Origin of the sequence: Streptomyces sp. NBC_00461 (assembly GCF_036013935.1) — a bacterium.
Classification (GTDB): domain Bacteria; phylum Actinomycetota; class Actinomycetes; order Streptomycetales; family Streptomycetaceae; genus Streptomyces.
The window spans coordinates 8,420,481-8,442,257 of the sequence record NZ_CP107902.1 but is presented as its reverse complement, the minus strand read 5'-3'; the positions used below and the strand labels follow the sequence as shown (position 1 = coordinate 8,442,257).

At 71.2% G+C, this 21,777-nt stretch carries 20 protein-coding genes; 9 read left to right on the top strand and 11 right to left on the bottom strand.

The annotated features are described in order from the left end of the window. The 4 genes from OG870_RS39110 to OG870_RS39095 are packed head-to-tail and all read right to left on the bottom strand — an operon-like array spanning position 1 to position 4,346. Positions 1-780: a CDP-alcohol phosphatidyltransferase family protein gene (locus OG870_RS39110; RefSeq protein ID WP_266529546.1), complete on the bottom strand. Its 780-nt coding sequence runs from the start codon at positions 778-780 to the stop codon at positions 1-3. Then, positions 758-1,819, bottom strand: coding sequence for an iron-containing alcohol dehydrogenase family protein (locus OG870_RS39105; RefSeq protein WP_327691971.1), 1,062 nt, complete (start codon positions 1,817-1,819; stop codon positions 758-760). The genes OG870_RS39110 and OG870_RS39105 overlap by 23 nt, the downstream gene beginning before the upstream one ends. Further along, positions 1,807-2,559 carry a phosphocholine cytidylyltransferase family protein gene (locus OG870_RS39100; protein WP_266529541.1) on the bottom strand — a complete coding sequence of 251 codons (753 nt, stop codon included), beginning with the start codon at positions 2,557-2,559 and terminating at the stop codon, positions 1,807-1,809. Before OG870_RS39100 ends, OG870_RS39105 begins: the two co-directional genes overlap by 13 nt. Then, a complete protein-coding gene (locus OG870_RS39095) occupies positions 2,556-4,346 on the bottom strand; it encodes a DUF5941 domain-containing protein (protein WP_327691970.1) in 1,791 nt (596 codons plus the stop codon). Before OG870_RS39095 ends, OG870_RS39100 begins: the two co-directional genes overlap by 4 nt. 279 nt (positions 4,347-4,625) lie before the next feature. Between OG870_RS39095 and galE the strand changes: the two genes are divergently transcribed. From galE to idi, 3 genes are all read left to right on the top strand, one after another. Continuing rightward, positions 4,626-5,591: a UDP-glucose 4-epimerase GalE gene (gene galE, locus OG870_RS39090; RefSeq protein WP_266591661.1), complete on the top strand. Its 966-nt coding sequence runs from the start codon at positions 4,626-4,628 to the stop codon at positions 5,589-5,591. A 149-nt stretch (positions 5,592-5,740) separates the two neighbouring features. Beyond that, on the top strand, positions 5,741-6,682 hold the full coding sequence (locus tag OG870_RS39085) for a cation diffusion facilitator family transporter (RefSeq protein WP_266591659.1): 942 nt from the start codon (positions 5,741-5,743) through the stop codon (positions 6,680-6,682). Between the two features lie 255 nt (positions 6,683-6,937). Beyond that, on the top strand, positions 6,938-7,531 hold the full coding sequence (gene idi, locus OG870_RS39080) for an isopentenyl-diphosphate Delta-isomerase (protein ID WP_266529531.1): 594 nt from the start codon (positions 6,938-6,940) through the stop codon (positions 7,529-7,531). A gap of 6 nt (positions 7,532-7,537) precedes the next feature. On the opposite strand, the gene OG870_RS39075 is transcribed toward idi, so the two are convergent. Then, the gene (locus OG870_RS39075) at positions 7,538-8,053 is read right to left on the bottom strand and encodes an ATP-binding protein (RefSeq protein WP_266592616.1); all 516 of its coding nucleotides are present in this window, start codon (positions 8,051-8,053) and stop codon (positions 7,538-7,540) included. A gap of 300 nt (positions 8,054-8,353) precedes the next feature. On the opposite strand from OG870_RS39075, the gene OG870_RS39070 reads away from it, so the two are divergent. Next, entirely contained in the window at positions 8,354-9,109 is a 756-nt protein-coding gene (locus OG870_RS39070; RefSeq protein ID WP_266591657.1) for an enoyl-CoA hydratase/isomerase family protein, read from the top strand. On the opposite strand, the gene OG870_RS39065 is transcribed toward OG870_RS39070, so the two are convergent. After that, complete coding sequence (locus OG870_RS39065) at positions 9,081-9,731, bottom strand: DJ-1/PfpI family protein (RefSeq protein WP_266591655.1); 651 nt, start codon at positions 9,729-9,731, stop codon at positions 9,081-9,083. The two genes, OG870_RS39070 and OG870_RS39065, sit on opposite strands and share 29 nt — an antisense overlap. 25 nt (positions 9,732-9,756) lie before the next feature. Next, a complete protein-coding gene (locus tag OG870_RS39060) occupies positions 9,757-10,710 on the bottom strand; it encodes a GlxA family transcriptional regulator (RefSeq protein WP_266591653.1) in 954 nt (317 codons plus the stop codon). Between the two features lie 137 nt (positions 10,711-10,847). Between OG870_RS39060 and OG870_RS39055 the strand changes: the two genes are divergently transcribed. From OG870_RS39055 to OG870_RS39040, 4 genes are all read left to right on the top strand, one after another. Next, a complete protein-coding gene (locus tag OG870_RS39055) occupies positions 10,848-11,717 on the top strand; it encodes an SCO6745 family protein (protein WP_266529519.1) in 870 nt (289 codons plus the stop codon). Positions 11,718-11,790: 73 nt separating this feature from the next. Continuing rightward, positions 11,791-11,922, top strand: coding sequence for an LPFR motif small protein (locus OG870_RS39050; RefSeq protein ID WP_266529516.1), 132 nt, complete (start codon positions 11,791-11,793; stop codon positions 11,920-11,922). A gap of 101 nt (positions 11,923-12,023) precedes the next feature. Next, entirely contained in the window at positions 12,024-14,483 is a 2,460-nt protein-coding gene (locus OG870_RS39045) for a Tex family protein (protein ID WP_266591651.1), read from the top strand. A gap of 110 nt (positions 14,484-14,593) precedes the next feature. Next, positions 14,594-15,157, top strand: coding sequence for a putative glycolipid-binding domain-containing protein (locus OG870_RS39040; protein WP_266591649.1), 564 nt, complete (start codon positions 14,594-14,596; stop codon positions 15,155-15,157). A gap of 43 nt (positions 15,158-15,200) precedes the next feature. On the opposite strand, the gene OG870_RS39035 is transcribed toward OG870_RS39040, so the two are convergent. The 3 genes from OG870_RS39035 to OG870_RS39025 all read right to left on the bottom strand — a co-directional run bounded on the left by OG870_RS39035 (position 15,201) and on the right by OG870_RS39025 (position 18,477). Further along, on the bottom strand, positions 15,201-15,671 hold the full coding sequence (locus OG870_RS39035; RefSeq protein WP_266529507.1) for a DUF1003 domain-containing protein: 471 nt from the start codon (positions 15,669-15,671) through the stop codon (positions 15,201-15,203). Between the two features lie 85 nt (positions 15,672-15,756). Beyond that, positions 15,757-17,397 carry an ABC-F family ATP-binding cassette domain-containing protein gene (locus OG870_RS39030; protein ID WP_266843124.1) on the bottom strand — a complete coding sequence of 547 codons (1,641 nt, stop codon included), beginning with the start codon at positions 17,395-17,397 and terminating at the stop codon, positions 15,757-15,759. A 48-nt stretch (positions 17,398-17,445) separates the two neighbouring features. Next, positions 17,446-18,477 (bottom strand): oxidoreductase, encoded by a 1,032-nt coding sequence (locus OG870_RS39025; protein WP_266843126.1) that lies wholly within the window; start codon positions 18,475-18,477, stop codon positions 17,446-17,448. A gap of 66 nt (positions 18,478-18,543) precedes the next feature. Between OG870_RS39025 and OG870_RS39020 the strand changes: the two genes are divergently transcribed. Beyond that, the gene (locus tag OG870_RS39020; protein ID WP_266529498.1) at positions 18,544-19,500 is read left to right on the top strand and encodes an FAD-dependent oxidoreductase; all 957 of its coding nucleotides are present in this window, start codon (positions 18,544-18,546) and stop codon (positions 19,498-19,500) included. Between the two features lie 118 nt (positions 19,501-19,618). On the opposite strand, the gene OG870_RS39015 is transcribed toward OG870_RS39020, so the two are convergent. Further along, positions 19,619-21,583: a Xaa-Pro dipeptidyl-peptidase gene (locus OG870_RS39015; protein WP_266843128.1), complete on the bottom strand. Its 1,965-nt coding sequence runs from the start codon at positions 21,581-21,583 to the stop codon at positions 19,619-19,621. Positions 21,584-21,777: the final 194 nt, after the last annotated feature.

Below are 21,777 nucleotides of genomic sequence, written 5' to 3'. Positions count from 1 at the left end.
TCACTTCAGCCTGCTCGACGCGAGGATCGACACCAGGTGCAGCAGGGTCTGCAGGAGTGCGATGCCGGCCAGCACCGCGACGCCGAGCCGGGAGAAGAACAGGTCGCCGCGGAGCTGGTCCGCGATCGCCAGGACCAGGATCAGCAGCGACGCCTCGATGCCGAGGATCAGCCGGTGGAACTTGAAAGCGGCGGCGGCGCGGCGGGCCAGCGCCATGCCGGAGGTGCGCATCTCGGCGGCGGCCTCCTTGACCGGCGGCAGCCCGCCCTGGTGCCGGGCGACGCCGACCAGGTCGGTCTCGGCCTTGATCAGGATCGCCCCGAGCGCGGCCAGGGTGCCGAGGAAGGCCCACAGCCAGTCGATACGGCCGCTGCCCCACAGGTCGGCGGCGCGCAGCCCGAAGCCGACGAGGACGGCGGCGTCGGTGAGGTAGGCGCCGACCCGGTCCAGGTAGACGCCGTTCAGCGAGTACTGCTTCTTCCAGCGCGCGATCTCGCCGTCGACGCAGTCCAGCAGCAGGTACATCTGGACACACACCACACCGAGCACCGCACCCAGGACCCCCGGCACCAGCAGGGCCGGGGCCGCGAGCACACCGAACACGGTCATCAGGTACGTGAGCTGGTTGGGGGTGACCCTGGTGTTCACCAGGTAGCGGTCGATCCGCAGGGACACCTCACGCATGTAGAGGCGTCCCATCCAGTGCTCACCGCTGCGCCGGTCCTTGACCCCCGCGGGGTGGACGACCGGGCGGAGTTCAGCTACCGATGGCCTTGACATAGTCGGCGTAGGTGTCCTTGATCTGGTTGGTTTTCAGGTCGAGGTGTTCGAGGATCGTGTAGCGGCCGGGCCGGGTCTGCGGGGCGAACTCCACGGCGCGGACGAACTCGTCCACCGTGAAGCCGATCTCCTCCGGCAGCACCGGAAGCCCGTGCCGGCGCAGCACCTCGGCCATGTAGGCCGACTCCTCGTGGGCTCCGCGCAGGTACATCGCGAAGGCGGCGCCGAGGCCGCACTGCTCGCCGTGGCTTGCGGCGCGCTTGGGGTAGAGCAGGTCGAAGGCGTGGTTGATCTCGTGGCAGGAGCCCGAGGCGGGGCGCGAGTCACCCGAGATCGACATCGCGACGCCCGTGAGGACCAGTGCCTCGGCGAGCACCTGGAGGAAGTGGTTGTCGCCGACCCCGCCCGGGTGCCGCAGCACCGCCTCGCCCGCCTGGCGGGCCATCGCGGCCGCGAGCCCGTCGATCTTCTCACCGTTGACGCGGTTGGCGAGCTCCCAGTCCGCGATCGCGTTGATGTTGGAGATCGCGTCGCCGATGCCCGCGCGCACGAACCGCACCGGGGCCTCACGGATCACGTCGAGGTCGATGACGGCCGCTATCGGGTTGGGCACACCGTAGGAGCCGCGGCCCGCGTCGTTGTCGAGCGTCGCGACCGGGGAGCACAGGCCGTCGTGCGCGAGGTTCGTCGGTACGGCGACCAGCGGCAGGCCCACGCGCGCCGCGGCGAACTTGGCGCAGTCGATGATCTTGCCGCCGCCGAGTCCCACGACCGCGTCGTAGTGCCCGGCCTTCATGTCGCCGGCCAGGCGGATGGCGTCGTCGAGCGTGCCGCCGCCGACCTCGAACCAGGTGGCGCCGGGCAACGTCGGCTCCAGCCGCTGACGCAGCCGGGCACCGGAACCGCCGCTGACGGCGATGGCGAGCTTGCCCGACTGCGAGATCCGCTCGTCGGCCAGCACGCACGCGAGATCGTCGAGGGCACCCGGGCGGATGTCCACGACGACGGGTGAGGGGATGAGCCGGGTCAGTACTGGCACGCGATCTCCCGTCCCTTGGCGAGGTCGTCGTGGTTGTCGATCTCGACCCACTTGACGTCGCCGATCGGCGCCACATCGATCCGGAAGCCGCGGTTCACCAGCTCCTGGTACCCGTGCTCGTAGAACTGCTGCGGGTCGGTCTCCCAGACCGCCTTCAGGGCGTCGGCCAGTTCGGGGGCGGCGTCGCCCTCGATGAGGGTGACGCCGATGTACTCGCCGGTCGCCTCGGCCGGGTCCATCAGCTTGGTGATCTTCGTCATGCCTTTCTCGGCATCGACGACGACCTTCATCTCCTCGTCCGCCAGCGACTTCACGGTGTCGAGGGCGAGGATGATCTTCTTGCCGTCGCCGCGGGCGGCGAGCAGCGTCCGCTCGACGGAGACCGGGTGCACGGTGTCGCCGTTGGCGAGGATCACGCCGTCCTTGAGGGCGTCACGGCCGCACCACAGGGAGTAGGCGTTGTTCCACTCCTCGGCCTTGTCGTTGTCGATGAGGGTGAGCTTGAGACCGTACTTCTGCTCCAGGGCCGCCTTGCGCTCGTACACGGCCTCCTTGCGGTAGCCGACGATGATCGCGACCTCGGTCAGCCCGATCTCGGCGAAGTTGCCGAGCGTCAGGTCGAGAACCGTGGGCTCGCCCTCTATGCCCGCGGGGCCCACCGGCACCAGAGCCTTGGGAAGGCTGTCGGTGTAGGGGCGCAGACGCCGTCCGGCGCCGGCCGCCAGCACGAGGCCGATCATGCGGGTTCTCCTTCATCGTGTACGGCGGGCGCCCCAGCGGACACCCAGAAGCGGATGCTCTCGACGAGCACCAGCAGGGCGACGGCCACGGCGAGCGCCGTGAGCGCGACCTTGAACTGCGAGGCGGTGAGGACCGCGGCCAGAACGGTGACGAGCAGCGTCCGCCCGTCGTGCCCCCCGATGGCGCGCACCAGCCAGGCCGGGGGCGCTCCGGCGTTGCCGCGGATGCGGTACACCGTGTCGTAGTGATGGTAGGCGACGGCAGCCACCAGCCCGAAAGCCGCAGGGAGGGCGCCGTTCACGTCCGCCTTGGCCGCGAGGACCAGGACGGTGCCGTATTCGGCGAACCGGAACAGCGGCGGGACCAGCCAGTCGAGGGCGCCCTTGAGGGGGCGGTACAGGGCCTGACCGGCGGTGACGGTGTAGACGACGGCGCCCGCGACGGGCGCCCAGGTCACGCCGGAGAAGAGGGACACGGCGAGGACAGCGGTCCCGGCCGTCGCCACCAGCAGCGGGGCGCCGAGGCGGACGCGGGTGGCACGCGCCACGAGGGAGGCGAGCGGGCCGTTGTCCGCGAGGTCCGCCAACGCCTGCGCCGCCCGGTCCGTGCGCTGCGCCCTGCGCGTCAGCGAGCGCAGCACCCGCCCGGCCGTGGTGTACGTCGCCGCGAAGGCGCAGCCGGCGAGCAGGACGTAGAAGGTGATGCGCGGGGTCGTGACGGCGGTGAGGACCGCGATCATCGCCCAGCGCTCGCCGATCGGGAGCACGATCATGCGCCGTACCCACACCGTCCAGCCGACGCTGTCCAGCTTGTCGGAGAGCGCCGCGGTGGGGCTGGTGTTGGCGGTGGCGTCGTGGTTCGCCTCGTTGAAGGAGAAGTCGACGACGTGCCGGCAGGTCTGCAGGATCATGGCGCCGAGAGCGAGCGCCCATACGTCGTCACCGCCGCCCCGGGCCGCTCCCAGCGCGAGGCCCGCGTAGTAGGCGTACTCCTTGGCGCGGTCGAAGGTGGCGTCGAGCCAGGCGCCGAGCGTGGAGTACTGCAGGGAGTAGCGGGCGAGCTGGCCGTCGGTGCAGTCCAGGACGAACGAGCAGATCAGCAGGATCCCGGCCGCGACGAAGCCGACGCGGGTGCCGGTGGCCGCGCAGCCCGCCGCGATCAGCGCGGTGAGCAGGGAGGCGGTGGTGACCTGGTTCGGGGTCAGGCCCCGGCGGGCGCACCAGCGGGCCAGGTAGCGCGAGTACGGGCTGATGCAGAACGTGGTGAAGAAGCCGTCGCGGGACTTCACGGCCGACTTCAGGCGTACGGCCTCCTCGTCGACGTTCGCCACGGCCTGCCGTGCCTCGTTGCGGGCCTGCGGGTCGGCCGGGACCTCGGCGACCAGGCTGCCCAGCTCGGGGCGGTGGACGCCGGCGCCGTCGGCGTCGAGGGCGGTGACCATGCGGTCGGCGAGGCTGTCCACGGCGACCGCCGTACCGCCGCCCGCGGAGTTGTCGCGGGCCATCGCGCGGGTCAGGGCCTGGCGGCCGGCCGCCTGGGCCGTGACGGCGCCCGGGATCGCGGCGAGCGGGAAGCGGGGGTCGGTGAGACCGAGGCGCAGTGCGTGCAGGTGGCCCACGAAGCGGGCGTCGACCACGGCGACCCGCTGGTCGCTCGGAACCTGGGCGAGGAGCGTCTCGGCATCGGCGGCGTCGGCGGCGACCCGTACGTCGAAGCCGAGGGACCGCAGATCACCCTCGATCGACGATCCGGGGACCGGCTGACCGGTGAGGATGGCGGTCGACAACCGAACTCACTCCCTGGGTGCCGACGCGCTGGCGCCGGTCATGTGCATGGTGGGGGCGCCCCGTTGGCTGCACCAGTCGGGCGGCATGTCGGCAGAGGCTATCGGATGCCCGGAGGGTGCCGTTCACCGCCCGTTCACGGGCCGATCAACGCCGCCTCCACTGGCCTTTGCCGCGATCATCATCGGTTATTCGGGGTCCCGCCCACAAACCGCGGTGCCCACATCAGGCATCCGGGACATTGAGGAACGCCGTGCGGCCTGGACATAGGGTGGGCGACCATGACATGGCTGATCACAGGCGGAGCGGGATACATAGGGGCCCATGTGGTGCGGGCCATGACCGACGCCGGGGAGCGCGTCGTGGCGCTCGACGACCTCTCGGCCGGATTCGCCGCACGACTGCCCGCGGGCGTCCCGCTCGTCGAGGGCTCGTCGCACGACGGCGACCTGCTGAAGCGGGTCTTCGCCGAGTACGGCGTGAGTGGCGTCGTCCACCTCGCGGCGCGCAAGCAGGTCGCCGAGTCCGTGGCGCAGCCCACCCGCTACTACCGGGAGAACGTCGGCGGTCTCGCCACGCTCCTCGAGACGGTCGCGGAGGCCGGGATCAGGAAGTTCCTGTTCTCCTCGTCGGCGGCCGTCTACGGCAACCCGGACGTCGACCTGATCACGGAGGACACCCCGTGCGCGCCGGTGAACCCGTACGGCGAGACCAAGCTCACCGGCGAGTGGCTGGTCCGGGCGACGGGGCGGGCGCACGGCATCTCGACGGTCTGCCTGCGCTACTTCAACGTGGCGGGGGCGGCCGCGCCCGAGCTGGCCGACACGGGCGTCTTCAACATCGTGCCCATGGTCTTCGACCGGCTCACCCGGGACGAGGCCCCCAGGATCTTCGGCGACGACTATCCGACGCCGGACGGCACGTGCGTCCGCGACTACATCCATGTCGCCGACCTGGCCGAGGCGCATCTGGCGGCGGCCCGGCGGCTCGCCGACCGCAGTGGTGACCTCACGGTGAACATCGGGCGCGGCGAGGGCGTCTCCGTCCGCGAGCTGATCTCCGTCATCGGCGAGGTCAGCGGCGACCGCAGGCCGCCCCTCGTCGAGGCACGCCGCCCGGGGGACGCGCCCCGCGCGGTCGCCTCCGCCGCCCTGGCCGCCGAGGAGCTGGGCTGGACCGCCCGGCGCGGGGTGCGCGAGATGGTCGAGTCGGCATGGCGGGGCTGGCTGCTGCACCACGGCCGGTGACACCACGGCAAGAGAACTGAGGGCGCCCTGACCTGCATATCGTTTCCGCAGGTCAGGGCACATGACAACGGTGTTCAGTGCCGCGTTGCCCAGTACCCCCCGCCCGTAGTTCACTGTGATCCCGGGCGGAACACAGGAGGGCGGCTGTCATGGGGGCTGGGCACGATCACGGGCATGGGCACGGGCATGCGCCGCCCACCGGCACCGCTGCGGCGGCGTATCGCGGGCGGCTGCGTGTCGCGCTGTCGATCACGCTCGGCGTCATGGTCGTCGAGATCGTCGGCGGTCTGCTCGCGGACTCGCTCGCGCTGATCGCGGACGCCGCCCACATGGCGACCGACGCGCTCGGCCTCGGCATGGCCCTGTTCGCCATCCACTTCGCCAACCGCCCCCCGACCGGGAACCGCACCTTCGGCTACGCCCGCGCCGAGATCCTCGCCGCGCTCGCCAACTGCCTGCTGCTGCTCGGCGTCGGCGGCTATGTCCTGTACGAGGCGATCCAGCGGTTCGTCACGCCCGCCGACACCGAGGGCGGGCTGACCATCGTGTTCGGTCTGATCGGTCTGATCGCCAACATGATCTCGCTCACGCTGCTGGTGCGTGGCCAGTCGGAGAGCCTGAACGTGCGCGGGGCGTTCCTGGAGGTGGCCGCGGACGCGCTCGGCTCGCTCGCGGTGATCATCTCGGCACTGGTGATCCTCGCCACCGGCTGGCAGACCGCCGACCCGATCGCCTCGCTGGTCATCGGCCTGATGATCGTGCCGCGTACGTTCAAGCTGCTGCGCGAGACCCTGGACGTCCTGCTGGAGGCGGCCCCCAGGGGCGTCGACATGGCGGACGTACGGACTCACATCCTGGCCCTGGACGGCGTCGAGGACGTACACGACCTGCATGCCTGGACGATCACCTCCGGCATGCCGGTGCTGTCCGCGCACGTGGTCGTCCACTCCGACGTCCTCAGCGCGATCGGCCACGAGAAGATGCTCCACGAGCTCCAGGGGTGCCTGGGCGACCACTTCGACGTGGCGCACTGCACCTTCCAGCTGGAACCGGGCGGGCACGCGGAGCACGAGGCGAAGGTGTGTCATTGAGGCAGATGAGGTGCCCCCCGGCCGGAATGCAGCCCTCCGGCGCGACCCTGCGTCGTTAAGCCTCACAGCGCTGCCCGGACGGTTCCCCGCCGATCCCACCGGGCACGATCAACTACCGGGCCCCTCTTCCGGCATGTGACCGGTGACGGCCGCGTCCCGCGCCCCGCGCGGGACATGCGGGCGCGTCGTGAAGTGCCGGGAGTGCCGGATTCGTGCGGCACACTTGGGGCGCGAAGACCGATGTGAAGGATGGGTATGCCGATCACACCTGCCACCGCGACGCACAGTCCGTCGAACGGCACCGCAGACGCGATTTTGCTGGAACTGGTCGACGAGGACGGCGTCACGATCGGCACCGCGGAGAAGCTCGCCGCCCACCAGCCGCCTGGGCAGTTGCACCGCGCCTTCTCCGTCTTCCTCTTCGACGAGCGCGGGCGGCTGCTGCTGCAGCAGCGGGCGCAGGGCAAGTACCACTCCCCCGGCGTGTGGTCCAACACCTGCTGCGGCCACCCCTACCCCGGCGAGGCGCCCTTCGCGGCAGCCGCCCGGCGGACGTACGAGGAGCTGGGTGTGTCGCCCTCGCTGCTCGCCGAGGCGGGCACCGTCCGCTACAACCACCCCGACCCGGAGTCGGGCCTGGTCGAGCAGGAGTACAACCACCTGTTCGTCGGGCTGGTGCAGTCCGCGCTGCGTCCGGACCCGGAGGAGGTCGGCGCGACGGCCTTCGTGACCCCCGAGGAACTGGCCGAGCGGCATGCGAAGGACACGTTCTCGTCCTGGTTCATGACCGTGCTGGACGCCGCCCGTCCGGCGGTCAAGGAGCTGACCGGCCCGTCGGCCGGCTGGTGATCCCCTTCAGGGCACCCGTACGGGTTTGAGCGGCAGGGCGGCCCAGATCACCTTGCCGCCGCTCGACGTGTGCTCGACGTCGCACACCCCGCCCGCCTCCCGGGTGACCTCGCTCACCAGGAGCAGTCCTCGCCCCCCGGTCTGGCCGTGGTCGGCCTCCAGGGCGGTGGGGCGGTAAGGGTGGTTGTCCTCCACGGACACCCGCACCCACTCGGCGCCGACGGCGACCTCCACGGCGAGTACCGGCGACAGCAGAGCCGCGTGCCTGACGGCGTTCGTGACCAGTTCCGAGACGATCAGCAGCAGACCGTGCACGAGGTCGTCGGAGACGGGCACGCCTTGGCGGTACAGCAGGTCCCGTACGGCGTGTCGCGCCTGCGGGACGGAGGCGTCGACGGCGGGAGCGGTGAACCGCCAGACACCTTCGTACGGCAACGGGTCCGCAGGCCCCGGGTCACGGGGCTCGTCGGCGTCGGCGTCGCCTTCTGGGCGTGGGCCTGACCCGCGCCCGTGGTTGTCCATCGTCCGGTCGCCACCCTTGCGCTCGATTGTCACCACACGTCGAGTGTTGATAACGACCCGCTCCACCCCGGATGCCTGAACAGAAGTCAGCAGGTATCGAGCACTTATGACCGTTGGCGTATGACACGGTCAGTTGTGGGACTACTCCTGTCCCCCTTCAGCCGCCTTCGCGAACTATTCGGGTTGTACGGGTTTGGCCGCCTTCTCGGTGCCGACTCATACCGCGGGCCGTCGCGGCCAGCGGGGCCCGCGGCCGGCTCCTTGATCGTGTGTTCGCGGGGTGCGGTTAGCATCCGGGTCATGGAGCCCCAGCTGCTGCACGGCGTCACCGACGCGGTCGCCACCGTCGTCGTCCACCACCCGGCCAAGCGCAACGCCATGACGGCCGCGATGTGGGCAGCCCTGCCGCCGCTGCTCGACTCCCTCGCGGCCGACCCGGGCGTACGGGCGCTGGTGCTGACCGGGGAGGGCGGGACGTTCTGCGCCGGGGCCGACATCTCCACGCTGCGGGGTTCACCGGAGGAGGCGCAGACGCTCGCGGTGCGTGCCGAGGAGGCCCTTGCCGCCTTCCCGAAGCCGACGCTGGCCGCGGTCCGCGGGCACTGTGTCGGCGGCGGGTCGCAGCTGGCGGCCGCCTGCGACCTGCGGTTCGCCGAGGAGGGGTCGCTGTTCGGGGTGACCCCGGCGAAGCTCGGGATCGTGTATCCGGCGTCCTCCACCCGGCGGCTGGTGTCGCTGGTGGGGCCGGCGACCGCGAAGTACCTGCTGTTCTCCGGCGAGTTGATCGACGCCGGGCGGGCGCTGCGCACCGGCCTGCTGGACGAGGTTCTGCCCGAGGGCGAACTCGCCAAGCGGGTCGCGGAGTTCACCCGGATCCTGGTGTCCCGCTCGCAGCTCACCCAGGCCGCGGCGAAGGAGTTCGCGAGCGGGCGCGGCGACCGGGACACGTACTGGACGGAGCAGGCGCGCGGCAGCGGCGACACCGCCGAGGGCGTCGCCGCCTTCCTGGAGCGCCGTCAGCCGCGGTTCACGTGGTCGGTTCCAGACCGAGGATGAACCGGCTCCTCGATCGGATCAGCTCGACGACGTCCGCGGGCGCCTTCTGCGGGGATCCCGCGTCGTAGGGCGGCTGCGGGTCGTACTCGATGCCCAGCTGTACGGCCTGGGCGACCACGTCGCCCGAGATCCGGCCGAGCAGCGCGAGCCCCATGTCGATGCCGGAGGAGACGCCGGCCGCGGTGACGTACTTGCCGTCGGTGACGACCCGCTCGCCCGTGGGCTCGACGCCGAACTTCCTCAGTTCGTCGAGGGCCAGCCAGTGCGAGGTCGCGCGGTGGCCGTCGAGGAGCCCCGCTGCGGCCAGCAGCAGGGAGCCGGTGCACACCGAGGTCGTCCAGGTGCTCGTGGCGTCGGCGGCGCGGATCCAGTCGAGCAGCGCCTTGTTGTCCATCTGCGCGGTCTGTCCCGGGCCGCCCGGGACGACCACGACGTCGGGGTTCGGCACCTCGTCCAGGGTCCTGTCGGCGGTGAGCGCGAGGTTCCCGCTGTCGGTACGGACCGGGCCGGTCCGCTCGGCGACGAACACGGTCTCGGAGTCGGGCAGACGGCCGAGGGTCTCGTACGGTCCGACCGCGTCGAGGGCGGTGAAGCCGTCGTAGAGGACGATCGCGATCTGCATGGGTTCCCCCTTCGGTGGGCGGTGCTCAGTGGGTGGGCGCCGGGCGGAATCGGCGCCGGTACTCGTTGGGCGCCGCGCCGAGCGTGCGTACGAAGGCCCGGCGCATCGCCTCCGGGGTGCCGTAGCCGCAGGCGTGGGAGATCTCCTCGATGCCGTCGGAGGTGTCCTCGATCAGACGGCGGGCGTGTTCCAGACGGACGCGGTCGACGTAGCGGCCCGGCGTCATGCCGGTCTCGGTCTGGAAGGCCCGGGCGAAGTGGCGGGGCGAGAGCCGGGCGCGGGCCGCGAGGACGTCCACCGACAGGTCCGCGCCGGGATGTTCGGTGATCCACTGCTGGACTTGGCGCAACGGCTCCCGCTGCGCGGTCTGTGCGGCGAGCTGGGCACTGAACTGGGCCTGGTTTCCCGGTCGCCGCAGGAAGACGACGAGATGGCGGGCGATGGAGAGGGCGATCTCGCGGCCGACGTCCTCCTCGACGAGCGCGAGGGCCAGGTCGATGCCGGACGTGACGCCGGCCGAGGTGGCGAGCTGTCCGTCACGGATGAAGATGGGGTCCGGGTCCACCTCCACGGCCGGGTGGTCGCGGGCGAGTTTCTCGCACACCGACCAGTGACTCGTCACCCGTCGGCCGTCCAGCAGGCCCGCCTCGGCGAGCAGGAGTGCTCCGGTGCACACCGAGACGAGGCGCTCGGCCCGCGGGCCGTTCTCCCGCAGCCAGGCCACCAGGCCCGGGTCGGGGCGCCGGGTGCCCGCACCGCCCGGGACCAGCAGGATGTGCGCGGGCGGTGCGTCGGCGAAGCAGTGGTCCGGGACCAGGGTGAGGCCGCTGGAGGTGCGCACGGCCCGGCCGTCGCGGCTGACGGTGCGGATGCGGTACGTGCCTGGGCAGTGCAGCTCGGCGCCGTTGAAGACCTCCACCGGGCCCGTGACGTCTAGGCTCTGCACGTCGTCGAAGAGGACGACCAGGACGGTTTGCATGCGTTCGATTCTTGGCGGTCCGACCGATGGCCGCAATGACGAGGACCCCACCTTTCCTGCCACTCGTCCTGCCACCCCTTCCTGCCGATCCCGCGGCCCCCTGGAGTCCGTACCAACCAGTCGGTAACCTTCCGGTCATGACTACTGCCGCCATCGATCCGCACGCCGGCCGCCGCTGCCACAACGCCCTCAACTCCCTGCACGCGACGTACTACTTCTCGCCCGATCTGGGCAGGGAAATGGGCGCCGTCGGCATCACCCACCCGAGGGCCGTCAACTTCGCCACGCGGGCGGCCGCCCTGGGGCCGGTCGGGGCGGGCATGGTGGCGGCGACGTTCTACAACTACAAGTACGAGCTGGTGGCACGGTTTGTGCCCGCCGTGTGGGAGACCGCCACGCCCGGGCAGATCCTGGACGCACGCGCGCGTGCCATCGATGCGACCCTGCGTCGCCTGCTGGGCGAGGAGGCCGTCGCGTCCGAGGAGATGGCCGAGGCGGCACGGCTGGCACTGCGGGCCGCCGAGGCCTGTGGGCGTTCGGCCCGGCCGCTGTACTCCGCGTATGCCGACCTGCCCGTGCCCGAGGAGCCGCACCTGGCGTACTTCCACGCCGCCACGCTGCTGCGTGAGCACCGGGGCGACGGACATCTCGCCGTCCTGATGTCGGCGGAGCTCGACGGGCTGGAGGCCATCGTGAGCCATACCGCAACCGGGAAGGGCATGGCGCCGAAGTGGGTGTTCGGCAGCCGCGGCTGGAGCCAGGAGGAGTGGGACGCCGCCGCCGGGCGGCTGCGGGAGCGCGGGCTGCTGGACGCGGCGGGCGAGTTGACGGAGCGGGGCGTCGCGCTGCGGGCTGAGATCGAGGCGGAGACGGACCGGCTGGACCGGGCGCCGTACGAGCACCTGGGCGCCGAGGGCGTCGCTCGTCTGACGGAGCTTGGGGCGGGGTTCGCGCGGGCCGCGGCCGTCGCGGGCGCGTTCCCCGACGGCCTGATCGGCAAGGGCTGAAGATTGCTCCGCCGCAGCTGAGGTACCCGGATCTCCGCCGGTCACCGCGGCCGGGAGAGGAAAGGGGAAGCTCGTGTTCCGTGCAATGGCCGACGTCCTGCGCCAGATCGGTGGCGCTATCGCCACCGTCGTCACCCTGCCCTTCCGGGCCCTGGCCCGGCTCTTCGGCGGGGCCTCGGACTCCGCGGGCGGCCGCAGGGCCTGATTCCGCCGCCGCGGCCCGCCCGGGTGCCGCCCTGATCCACGATTGTCGGTGCTACCTGCCACAATTGCCGCGCAACCTCAGTGAGAAGGCGGTAGGGGATCGTGACGACACCCGGGTCCAGCGGATCCATCAACGTGGGATCCATCGAAGGCAGGATCGCCGAGGAGCTCGGCGTGCGGGAGCGGCAGGTCAAGGCTGCCGTGGAACTGCTCGACGGCGGTTCGACAGTGCCCTTCATCGCCCGTTACCGCAAGGAAGCGACCGAGATGCTCGACGATGCGCAGCTGCGCACGCTCGAGGAGCGGCTGCGCTATCTGCGGGAGCTGGAGGAGCGGCGGGCGGCGATCCTGACGTCGGTGCGCGAGCAGGGCAAGCTCACCGAGGAGCTGGAGGCGCAGATCCGGGGCGCCGAGACCAAGGCGCGCTTGGAGGACATCTACCTCCCGTTCAAGCCCAAGCGGCGCACCAAGGCACAGATCGCGCGTGAGGCCGGTCTTGAGCCGCTGGCCGAAGGCCTGCTCAGCGACCCGACCGTCGAACCGCTCGCGGCCGCCGCCGCGTTCGTCGACGCCGACAAGGGCGTCGCCGATCCGCAGGCCGCCCTCGACGGCGCCCGGGCGATCCTGACCGAGCGGTTCTCGGAGGACGCGGACCTGATCGGCGAGCTGCGCGAGCGCATGTGGGTGCGCGGCCGCCTCGCCGCGAAGGTCCGGGACGGCAAGGAGGAGGCGGGCGCCAAGTTCGCCGACTACTTCGACTTCGCCGAGCCGTACACCGAGCTGCCCTCGCACCGCATCCTCGCGATGCTGCGCGGCGAGAAGGAGGAGGTCCTCGACCTCGTCCTGGAGCCGGAGGAGCCGACGGACGGGCCCTCGTCGTACGAGGGGATCGTCGCCCACAGGTTCCAGATCGCCGACCGCGGTCGCCCGGGCGACAAGTGGCTGACGGACACGGTCCGTTGGGCCTGGCGCACCCGCATCCTCGTGCACCTCGGCATCGACCTGCGGCTGCGGCTGCGCACGACGGCCGAGGACGAGGCCGTCCACGTGTTCGCGACCAACCTGCGCGACCTGCTGCTCGCCGCCCCGGCCGGCACGCGCGGGACGCTGGGCCTGGACCCCGGATTCCGTACGGGCGTGAAGGTCGCCGTCGTGGACGCGACCGGCAAGGTGGTCGCCACGGACGTCATCCACCCGCACGTGCCCGCCAACAAGTGGGACGAGGCGATCGCCAAGCTGGCCCGCCTGTCGAAGGAGCACGCGGTCGACCTGATCGCGATCGGCAACGGCACGGCGTCCCGCGAGACCGACAAGCTCGCCGGTGAACTCATCGCCAAGCACCCGGAGTTGAACCTCACCAAGGTGATGGTGTCCGAGGCGGGCGCGTCCGTGTACTCGGCGTCCGCGTTCGCCTCGCAGGAACTGCCCGACATGGACGTGTCGCTGCGCGGCGCCGTGTCGATCGCACGCCGGCTGCAGGACCCGCTCGCCGAGCTGGTGAAGATCGACCCCAAGTCGATCGGCGTCGGCCAGTACCAGCACGACCTGTCCGAGGTGAAGCTGTCGCGCTCGCTGGACGCGGTCGTGGAGGACTGTGTGAACGGCGTGGGCGTGGACGTCAACACGGCCTCCGCCCCGCTGCTCGCGCGCGTCTCCGGCATCACCGCCGGGCTGGCCGAGAACATCGTGGCGCACCGCGACGCCAACGGACCGTTCAAGTCCCGTACGCAGCTCAAGGGCGTGGCACGGCTCGGCCCCAAGGCCTACGAGCAGTGCGCGGGCTTCCTCCGCATCCGCGGCGGCGACGACCCGCTGGACGCGTCCAGCGTGCACCCCGAGGCGTACCCGGTCGTGCGGCGCATGGTGAAGACGTCAGGGCAGGAAGTGGCCGCGCTCATCGGCAACACGGCGACGCTGCGCTCGCTCAAGCCGGGTGACTTCGTGAACGAGTCGTTCGGGTTGCCGACCGTCACGGACATCCTCAAGGAGCTGGAGAAGCCGGGTCGCGACCCGCGGCCGGCCTTCAAGACGGCCACCTTCAAGGAGGGCGTGGAGAAGATCGCCGACCTGTCGTCCGGGATGGTGCTGGAGGGCGTCGTCACGAACGTGGCGGCCTTCGGCGCGTTCGTGGACATCGGCGTCCACCAGGACGGTCTGGTCCATGTGTCCGCCATGTCGAAGACGTTCGTCAAGGACCCGCGGGACGTCGTGAAGTCCGGGGACATCGTCAAGGTGAAGGTCCTCGACATCGACATTCCGCGCAAGCGGATCTCGCTCACGCTGCGGCTGGACGACGAGGCGGCCGCGCAGGATCAGCAGCAGGGCGGCGGCGGTGACCGTCGGCAGCGGGGTGGGCGCCCGCCCCAGCAGCGGCAGGGGCAGCGTCAGAGCCAGGGGCAAGGGCAAGGGCAAGGGCAAGGGCAAGGGCAAGGGCAGCGTCAGGGTGGCGGCCGCAGCGGTCAGGGCGGTGGGTCGCGCCAGGCGGCGCCGCCGGCCAACAGTGCGATGGCCGATGCCCTGCGCAAGGCAGGGCTGCTGAACCCCAAGAACGGCAAGCGCTGAGCCTTGGGCGGGAAGTCCGTGGGGAACCGCGGGCCGGTTGTGGCCGGTCGCGCGGTTCCCCGCGCCCCTGAAAGGGCGTGCAGCGCCCTTTCAGGCCTAGAGTGATCGGCATGGCCATCTCCCGTGTCATCACCTGGGACGTCATCGAGAGCAAGGGATACGAGACCGCCTGGGCCGAACTCTCCGACGGCTCCCTGCGGGCCCGCGGACGGGCGGTCGGGGTCGTGCCGGAGCCGTACTGGATCTCGTACGAACTCGATGCGGGCGAGGACTTCGTGACCCGCCGGCTGAGCGTCACGGCAGAGACCGGGACCGGTACCCGCACCCTCGACCTGCGGCACGACGGTCATGGCCGGTGGACCGCGGACGGCGAGCCGCTGCCGGACGTCGACGGCGCACTCGACTGCGACCTGGGTCTGTGCCCGCTCACCAACACCATGCCGGTGCTGCGACACGGCCTCCATCAGACGCCCGGCGAACGGGAGTTCCTGATGGCGTGGGTGTCGGTGCCGGACCTGGCCGTGCAGCCCTCACAGCAGACGTACACCCACCTCGGTCCCACCGAGCGGGGCACCCGGGTCCGCTACTCCTCGGGCGCCTTCAGAAGTGACCTGGAGTTCGACGGCGACGGATTCGTCCTCGACTACCCGAGTCTGGCCACGCGCCGACGCTGACACAGGCGCGCACATCCGGGTGGCGACCGCAGCGTGATCATGTTCAGTCCGAGGGCCGGGCGGTGCCGTTCATCAGGGCGCGGTTTTCCGTGAGGAGTTCCTGAACACGCCGTTCGACCTCCGCGGGGTCGACGCCGAGGGCGCGGCCCATGTGGATGGACCACACCTCCGAGCGCACGTTGGTCTCGAAGTCCAGGTCGGCGCGTACGTTCTCGCGGGCGGCCTGACGGTTCTGGCTGACCATGACGAAGGTGGACAGGAAGATCGCCTCCAGGCTGACGATCATGGTGAGCAGTCCGAAGGGGTACGGGTCCCAGACCGCCCCGTCGCCGAACACCCCTTCGTTGCACACGATCCACACCGCGAACCACAGGGCGTGCAGATACACGAACTGCATCGTTCCGGCGAAGGCGGTGATCCCGTCCGCGATCCGGTCCTGGGTCCCGCGTATCCGCGCGAAGAGGGCCTCCTCGTGCATGATCCGCACACCCGACCGGTTCGCCTTGGCGCCCATCACCACTCCCTGACCAGTAGCCCACGAAGAATCGCCGTCAGCGTACGCGGCAGACGGAGGGGTGAGTCGGGCGCCCGGAGTGAGACTAACGCTCCGTAACTTTTCCTGCCGAGACTTCCAGGCGGCGGGTCACATGCACCGCGTCCAGCATGCGCCGGTCGTGGGTGACCAGGAGGAGCGTGCCCTCGTAGGCGTCGAGGGCGGACTCCAACTGCTCGATGGCCGGCAGGTCGAGGTGATTGGTCGGTTCGTCGAGGACGAGGAGGTTGACGCCCCGCCCCTGGAGCAGGGCCAGGGCGGCCCTGGTGCGTTCGCCCGGGGACAGGGTCGCCGCCGGGCGCAGGACGTGGTCCGCCTTGAGGCCGAACTTGGCCAGCAGGGTGCGCACTTCGGCCGGTTCGGTGTCGGGCACCGCGTCGCCGAACGCGTCGAGCAGGGCCTCCGTGCCGTGGAACAGCTTGCGGGCCTGGTCGACCTCGCCGACCAGGACGCCGGAGCCGAGGGCCGCGTGGCCCGCGTCGGGCGTGACGCGGCCGAGCAGGGCGCCCAGCAGGGTCGACTTGCCGGCGCCGTTCGCCCCGGTCACCGCCACCCGGTCCGCCCAGTCGATCTGCAGAGTGACCGGGCCGAAGGTGAAGTCGCCGCGTCGCACCTCCGCGTCCCGCAGGGTGGCCACGACGGCGCCCGAGCGCGGGGCCGACGCGATCTCCATGCGCAGGTCCCACTCCTTGCGGGGCTCCTCGACCACGTCGAGCCGTTCGATCATGCGCTGGGTCTGGCGGGCCTTCGCGGCCTGCTTCTCGCTGGCCTCGCTGCGGAACTTGCGGCCGATCTTGTCGTTGTCGTTGTTCGCCTTGCGGCGGGCGTTCTTGACGCCCTTGTCCATCCAGGAGCGCTGCGTCTGGGCCCGGTCCTGGAGGGCGGCGCGCTTGTCGGCGTACTCCTCGAAGTCCTCGCGGGCGTGTCGGCGGGCCACGTCCCGCTCCTCCAGGTAGGCCTCGTAGCCGCCGCCGTAGAGGGTGATCTGCTGCTGAGCCAGGTCGAGTTCGAGCACCTTGGTCACCGTGCGGGTGAGGAACTCGCGGTCGTGGCTCACGACGACGGTGCCGGCGCGGAGGCCGGAGACGAAGCGTTCGAGGCGCTCCAGGCCGTCCAGGTCGAGGTCGTTGGTCGGCTCGTCGAGGAGGAAGACGTCGTAGCGGGACAGGAGGAGGGAGGCGAGACCGGCGCGGGCCGCCTGCCCGCCGGACAGGGACGTCATGGGCTGGTCCAGGTCGACGGCCAGACCGAGGGAGTCCGCGACCTCCTCCGACCGCTCCTCCAGGTCGGCGCCGCCGAGGTCGAGCCAGCGCTCCAGGCTCGTCGCGTACGCGTCATCGGCCCCGGGTGCGCCGTCGACCAGGGCCTGCGTGGCCTCGTCCATCACGCGCTGGGCCTCGGCGACGCCGGTGCGGCGGGCCAGGAACTCACGGACGGTCTCGCCGGGGCGGCGGTCCGGCTCCTGCGGGAGGTGGCCGACGGTCGCCGTCGGCGGGGAGAGCCTGAGCTCCCCCTGCTCGGGCGCGAGCAGTCCCGCGAGCATCCTGAGCAGCGTGGACTTGCCCGCGCCGTTGGCACCGACCAGCCCGATCACGTCGCCGGGCGCGACGACGAGGTCGAGCCCGGCGAAGAGGGAGCGGTCGCCGTGTCCGGCGGCGAGGTTCTTGGCGACGAGAGTGGCAGTCATCAGGACGTCGATCCTAACCGGCCACCGCACGCTCTCCGCCTCGGCGTTTCAGCGTGCCATGGCCTCCACCAGCACACTCCCCGCCGTCCGCGCCACCACGAAGGCCTCCCCCTTCACCGCCCTGGCCTCCAGGGCGATGCGATGGCGGCCCGGTTCGAGGACGCCGTCGAAGACCTCGTGGGCATGGGTGCGGTAGAGGCGGTCCAGTCGGTACGCGGTCAGGCGGACCCGGCAGGGCGAGGTGACCTCGACGCCCGCCTCGCCGTCGGCCGCCACCAGCCGGGTCAGCCGGCGCAGCTCCACCGGGCTGCGGTCCAGGGCGTGTTCGATCTGGGCCACGAGGAGGGGGACGATCGGGGCGAGGCCCTCGACGTACGCCACCTCGACGCCGGCCTGTTCGAAGGAGCGGCGTACGGCGGCGCGTTCCTCCTGGGTGACCGTGCGGCCGAAGGCGACCGCGCCGTAGCCGCGCAGTTCGTCGGCGTGGACGCCGTTCACGTCGTGGGCGATGTCGGCGCCGATGCCGATGGTGCGCAGGGCGGCGGCGAGCTTCGCGAGCAGGGCGACCCGGGCGCCGATCAGCAGGACCCGGCGACGCGTGCCCCGGGAGAGGCCGTCGAGCAGAGCCGCCAGGGCCTCGCGGTACTCGGCGCCCCGGAAGCGGAAGGGCCCTATCCCGTGGTAGCCGTTGAGTTCCAGGTCGGCGTGTTCGGTGGTCTGCCAGGCGAAGTCGCGCCAGACGTAGTCCTCGCCTTCCTGGCCCTCCCGCTCGATGATCGCGGTGACCGCGCCGCAGGCCAGGTCCGCGCACTCGGGGCAGCCGTAGATGATGTAACGGCCGTCCGGAAGCGGTGGATCCGCCTCCAGGAGGAGGCCGCGGACCTGTTCGGTGAAGATCGCGGGTGGGACGTCGGAGGCGAGCGGGGAGACGGCGTCGAGGTCGGAGAGCTGGAACAGCAGCGGGCGTCCTTCGACGATGAAGTCCACGAAGTCCCGGTGAACCTGGTAGTCACCGTTGGCGAGAACTCCACCGGCACGCATCGCCGGTGCCAGGCCGAAGGTCGCGTATTCGGCAGACATGCTGTGAGTATCCCCAGACTGGGAGCACTCTGAGCACGGCATGACATATTCCGCTAACGTCCCCGCGTGAAGAGCACACGGAAAAACGATGTCATCGTGGTCGGCGGTGGGGTCATCGGGCTGACGACGGCCGTCGTTCTCGCCGAGCGCGGCGCAGGGGTGCGGGTGTGGACGCGGGAGCCCGTCGAGCGGACGACCTCGGCGGTTGCGGGGGCGCTGTGGTGGCCGTACCGGATCAAGCCGGCCGCGGCGGCGCGCACTTGGGCGCTGCGATCCCTTGCTCTGTACGAGGAGTTGGCGGCTCGGCCCGATACGACCGGCGTACGCATGGTCGAGGGCGTACAGGGTGAAACCGACCTGGACAGCGCCGTGATGTGGGCGGCCGCCCGGCTCCCGGGGCTGCGGGCCTCGACACCCGAGGAGTACGCCGGGACCGGGCTGTGGGCACGGCTGCCGCTCATCGACATGTCGACTCATCTGCCGTGGCTGCGGGAGAGGCTCCTGGCGGCGGGCGGAGTGGTCGAGGAGCGGACGGTGTCCGACCTCGCGGAGGCCGAGGCGCCGGTGGTGGTCAACTGCACGGGGCTGGGGGCTCGCGAGTTGGTGCCGGACGCCTCCGTGCGTCCGGTGCGCGGGCAGCTGGTCGTCGTCGAGAACCCCGGGATCCGCACCTGGCTCGTCACCACCGGAGCGGACGGGAAGATGGCGTACTTCTTCCCGCAGCCCGGGCGGCTCCTGCTGGGCGGCACCGCCGACGAGGACGCGTGGTCGACGACGCCGGATCCGGCGGTGGCCGAGGCGATCGTACGGCGGTGTGCGGCGCTGCGGCCGGAGATCGCGGGGGCGCGGGTGCTGGAGCACCGGGTGGGGCTGCGGCCGGTACGGGACGCGGTGCGGCTGGAGCGTGAAGTCCTGCCGGACGGGCGGGTTCTGGTGCACAACTACGGGCACGGCGGGGCGGGTGTGACGGTGGCGTGGGGGTGTGCGGAGGAGGCGGCCGGGTTGGCTTGTCCGGCCGCCTAGCGCTCCGCGGGGGGTGCGGCGATATCGTCTGCGGCGCCGTCGTGGCTGGTCGCGCCCCGCGGCGGAGCCGCTGATGTCACAGCGCCGCCCCCCTTAAGGACGCTGCCGCACGCCCTTCTTAACCGGCTTCTCCGGGGATGCGGTGGGCGGCGCTCGGGTCGCGGACGCCCTTCAGCGTCGTTGCCGCGGGTGCGGCCGGCGGCTTGCCCGAGGTGGCGTTGGCGAACGCCGCCGCGCCGCCGACCAGCGGGACGCGGGCCTGGGTGCGGGACAGGTCCACGGTGAGCGTCGGCTTGTCGGCCGGCGGGTCGATGAGGTCCTTGTCGGTGCCCGCGACGATCAGTGCGAGGCGGTGTCCGGCCGGGACTACGTGGTCGGTGGCCGCGAGGTCCAGGGTGATGGTGTACGCCTTGCCGGGGGTGAGCGGGACGCCCTTGCGGTCGGAGGCGTAGTTGCCGAGGTCGGCCCAGCCGCGGCTGAACACCGTGTAGTCGACGGCCGTCTTCTTTGCCTGGGTGGTCTTGAAGCAGGCGCTGTCACCTGCCGTGCTCGCACCCCAGCAGCTGCGGTCGGTGAGCGTGGTGATGCCCTCGCCGCCGTCGGCGTAGTCGCGGATCGTGTCGGGACCGAGGTCGACCAGAACGGCGGACAGGTGGGCCGTCGGGGTGGTCGGTGTCGCGGTGACGGTGACCGTGGAGGAGCCGGACAGGCGCAGGTCGTGAGTGAGGGGCCGGGTCACGAAGCCGGCCTTGTCGGGGGTCGGGGTGCCGATCTTCGCGGCCCAGTCGGTCTCGCTCAGCTGCGGGTTGTCGGTGACGGTCTCGGTGCCGTCGCCCTTGGTGAGGCCGAGGGTGCCGACGCCCGCCTGGGTGCCCCGGTCAGGGCGCAGGGTGGTGGTGTGCGTGCCGCTCGGCGGCCAGACCCTCGACGTGACCCACTGGTCGGGGTGGCGCTCGATGTCGGCCATGGGCTCGCGGTCGATGCCGTTGTCGTAGCCGAGGAGTTCGTGGTCGAACCAGCGGTGCAGGGTGTCGACCCAGGCGCCGCGGCGGAAGTCGAAGGGGTCGACGTGGCCGGTCTGGGAGAGCCAGATCTTGCGGTGGACGCCGTTCTTGGCGAGGGCGTCCCACCACTGGCCGAAGTGCTTGGTGCGGACGTTGAGGTCCTGCATGCCGTGGGTGAGGAAGACGCTCGCCCGCACCTTGCCCGCGTCCTTGACGTAGTCGCGCTCGGTCCAGAACGGCGTCCAGTCGCCGGTGCGCGGGGCCCCGTCGACGAGCTTCTGCTGCACGGCGGCGCACTTGGCCTGGGCGTCGGGGCTGTCGACGTAGTTCGAGAGCCCGTCGGGGCCGGAGTCGTAGAGCGGGGCGCCCTTGGCGAAGTAGTAGTCGTACCAGGAGGAGATACCGCTGATCGGCACGATGGTCTTCAGGCCCTTCACACCGGTGGCGGCGACGCCGTTGGCGATCGTGGCGTCCCAGCTCTTGCCGATCATGCCGGTCTTCCCGTTGGTCCAGGTCGCCTTGGCGGTCCTGGTGCCGGCGCGTGTCGTGTAGGCCCTGGCCCTGCCGTTCAGCCAGTCGACGACGGCCTTCGCGGACTGGACGTCGGAGCGGCCGCCGACGTCGACGCAGCCGTCGGAGCGGTTGGTGCCGGCGAGGTCGACACCGACGAAGGCGTAGCCGCGGGGCACGAAGTAGTTGTCGTAGAAGAGCGGCATCTGGACGACGTGGCCCTTGGCGTCGTACGTCTTCAGCTGGCTCTCGTTGCCGCGGCCGCAGCAGGAGTAGTACGGGCTGGCGTCCATGATGACGGGTATCTTGCGGCCCTGCTGGGCGGGTTCGCGGGGGCGGACGATGTCGACGGCGACGCGGTCGGTCTTCCCGTCGCCGTCTCCGTCGAGTCCGGTGTCCACCCATACGGCCTCGCGGACGGCGTTCGCGTACGAGTAGACGGGTTGACTCTCACGCGGTTTCTGCGGGGCCCCGTGGGCTGCCGCCGGGGTGAGGAAGGCCGCCATGAGGGCGGCGACGGCCGCCGCCGCGGGCGGTCGCCAGGTCGTGAAGCGCATGCGTATGGGCATGCGCGGGACGGTACAGGGGTCAACTCCTGTGCAGAAGAGGGGAATCGGACGCCGGCGGGACGGGTGGGGGTGACGGGGACGGTTCCTCGTGACGGCCGAATGGCGATCGTGTGACAGGCGATGCCATGGACATGCCCGGGGCCACAGGGACTGAATAGGCTTCAGACAGACTTCGTGCCCCTACGACTTGGAGC

Bases quoted from the DNA above. Each gene is read 5' to 3' on its own strand.
- OG870_RS39110 (WP_266529546.1), bottom strand. From the start codon at position 780: ATGTCAAGGCCATCGGTAGCTGAACTCCGCCCGGTCGTCCACCCCGCG.
- OG870_RS39100 (WP_266529541.1), bottom strand. From the start codon at position 2,559: ATGATCGGCCTCGTGCTGGCGGCCGGCGCCGGACGGCGTCTGCGCCCC.
- galE (WP_266591661.1), top strand. From the start codon at position 4,626: ATGACATGGCTGATCACAGGCGGAGCGGGATACATAGGGGCCCATGTG.
- OG870_RS39085 (WP_266591659.1), top strand. From the start codon at position 5,741: ATGGGGGCTGGGCACGATCACGGGCATGGGCACGGGCATGCGCCGCCC.
- idi (WP_266529531.1), top strand. From the start codon at position 6,938: ATGCCGATCACACCTGCCACCGCGACGCACAGTCCGTCGAACGGCACC.
- OG870_RS39075 (WP_266592616.1), bottom strand. From the start codon at position 8,053: ATGGACAACCACGGGCGCGGGTCAGGCCCACGCCCAGAAGGCGACGCC.
- OG870_RS39070 (WP_266591657.1), top strand. From the start codon at position 8,354: ATGGAGCCCCAGCTGCTGCACGGCGTCACCGACGCGGTCGCCACCGTC.
- OG870_RS39065 (WP_266591655.1), bottom strand. From the start codon at position 9,731: ATGCAGATCGCGATCGTCCTCTACGACGGCTTCACCGCCCTCGACGCG.
- OG870_RS39060 (WP_266591653.1), bottom strand. From the start codon at position 10,710: ATGCAAACCGTCCTGGTCGTCCTCTTCGACGACGTGCAGAGCCTAGAC.
- OG870_RS39055 (WP_266529519.1), top strand. From the start codon at position 10,848: ATGACTACTGCCGCCATCGATCCGCACGCCGGCCGCCGCTGCCACAAC.
- OG870_RS39040 (WP_266591649.1), top strand. From the start codon at position 14,594: ATGGCCATCTCCCGTGTCATCACCTGGGACGTCATCGAGAGCAAGGGA.
- OG870_RS39035 (WP_266529507.1), bottom strand. From the start codon at position 15,671: ATGGGCGCCAAGGCGAACCGGTCGGGTGTGCGGATCATGCACGAGGAG.
- OG870_RS39030 (WP_266843124.1), bottom strand. From the start codon at position 17,397: ATGACTGCCACTCTCGTCGCCAAGAACCTCGCCGCCGGACACGGCGAC.
- OG870_RS39025 (WP_266843126.1), bottom strand. From the start codon at position 18,477: ATGTCTGCCGAATACGCGACCTTCGGCCTGGCACCGGCGATGCGTGCC.
- OG870_RS39015 (WP_266843128.1), bottom strand. From the start codon at position 21,583: ATGCCCATACGCATGCGCTTCACGACCTGGCGACCGCCCGCGGCGGCG.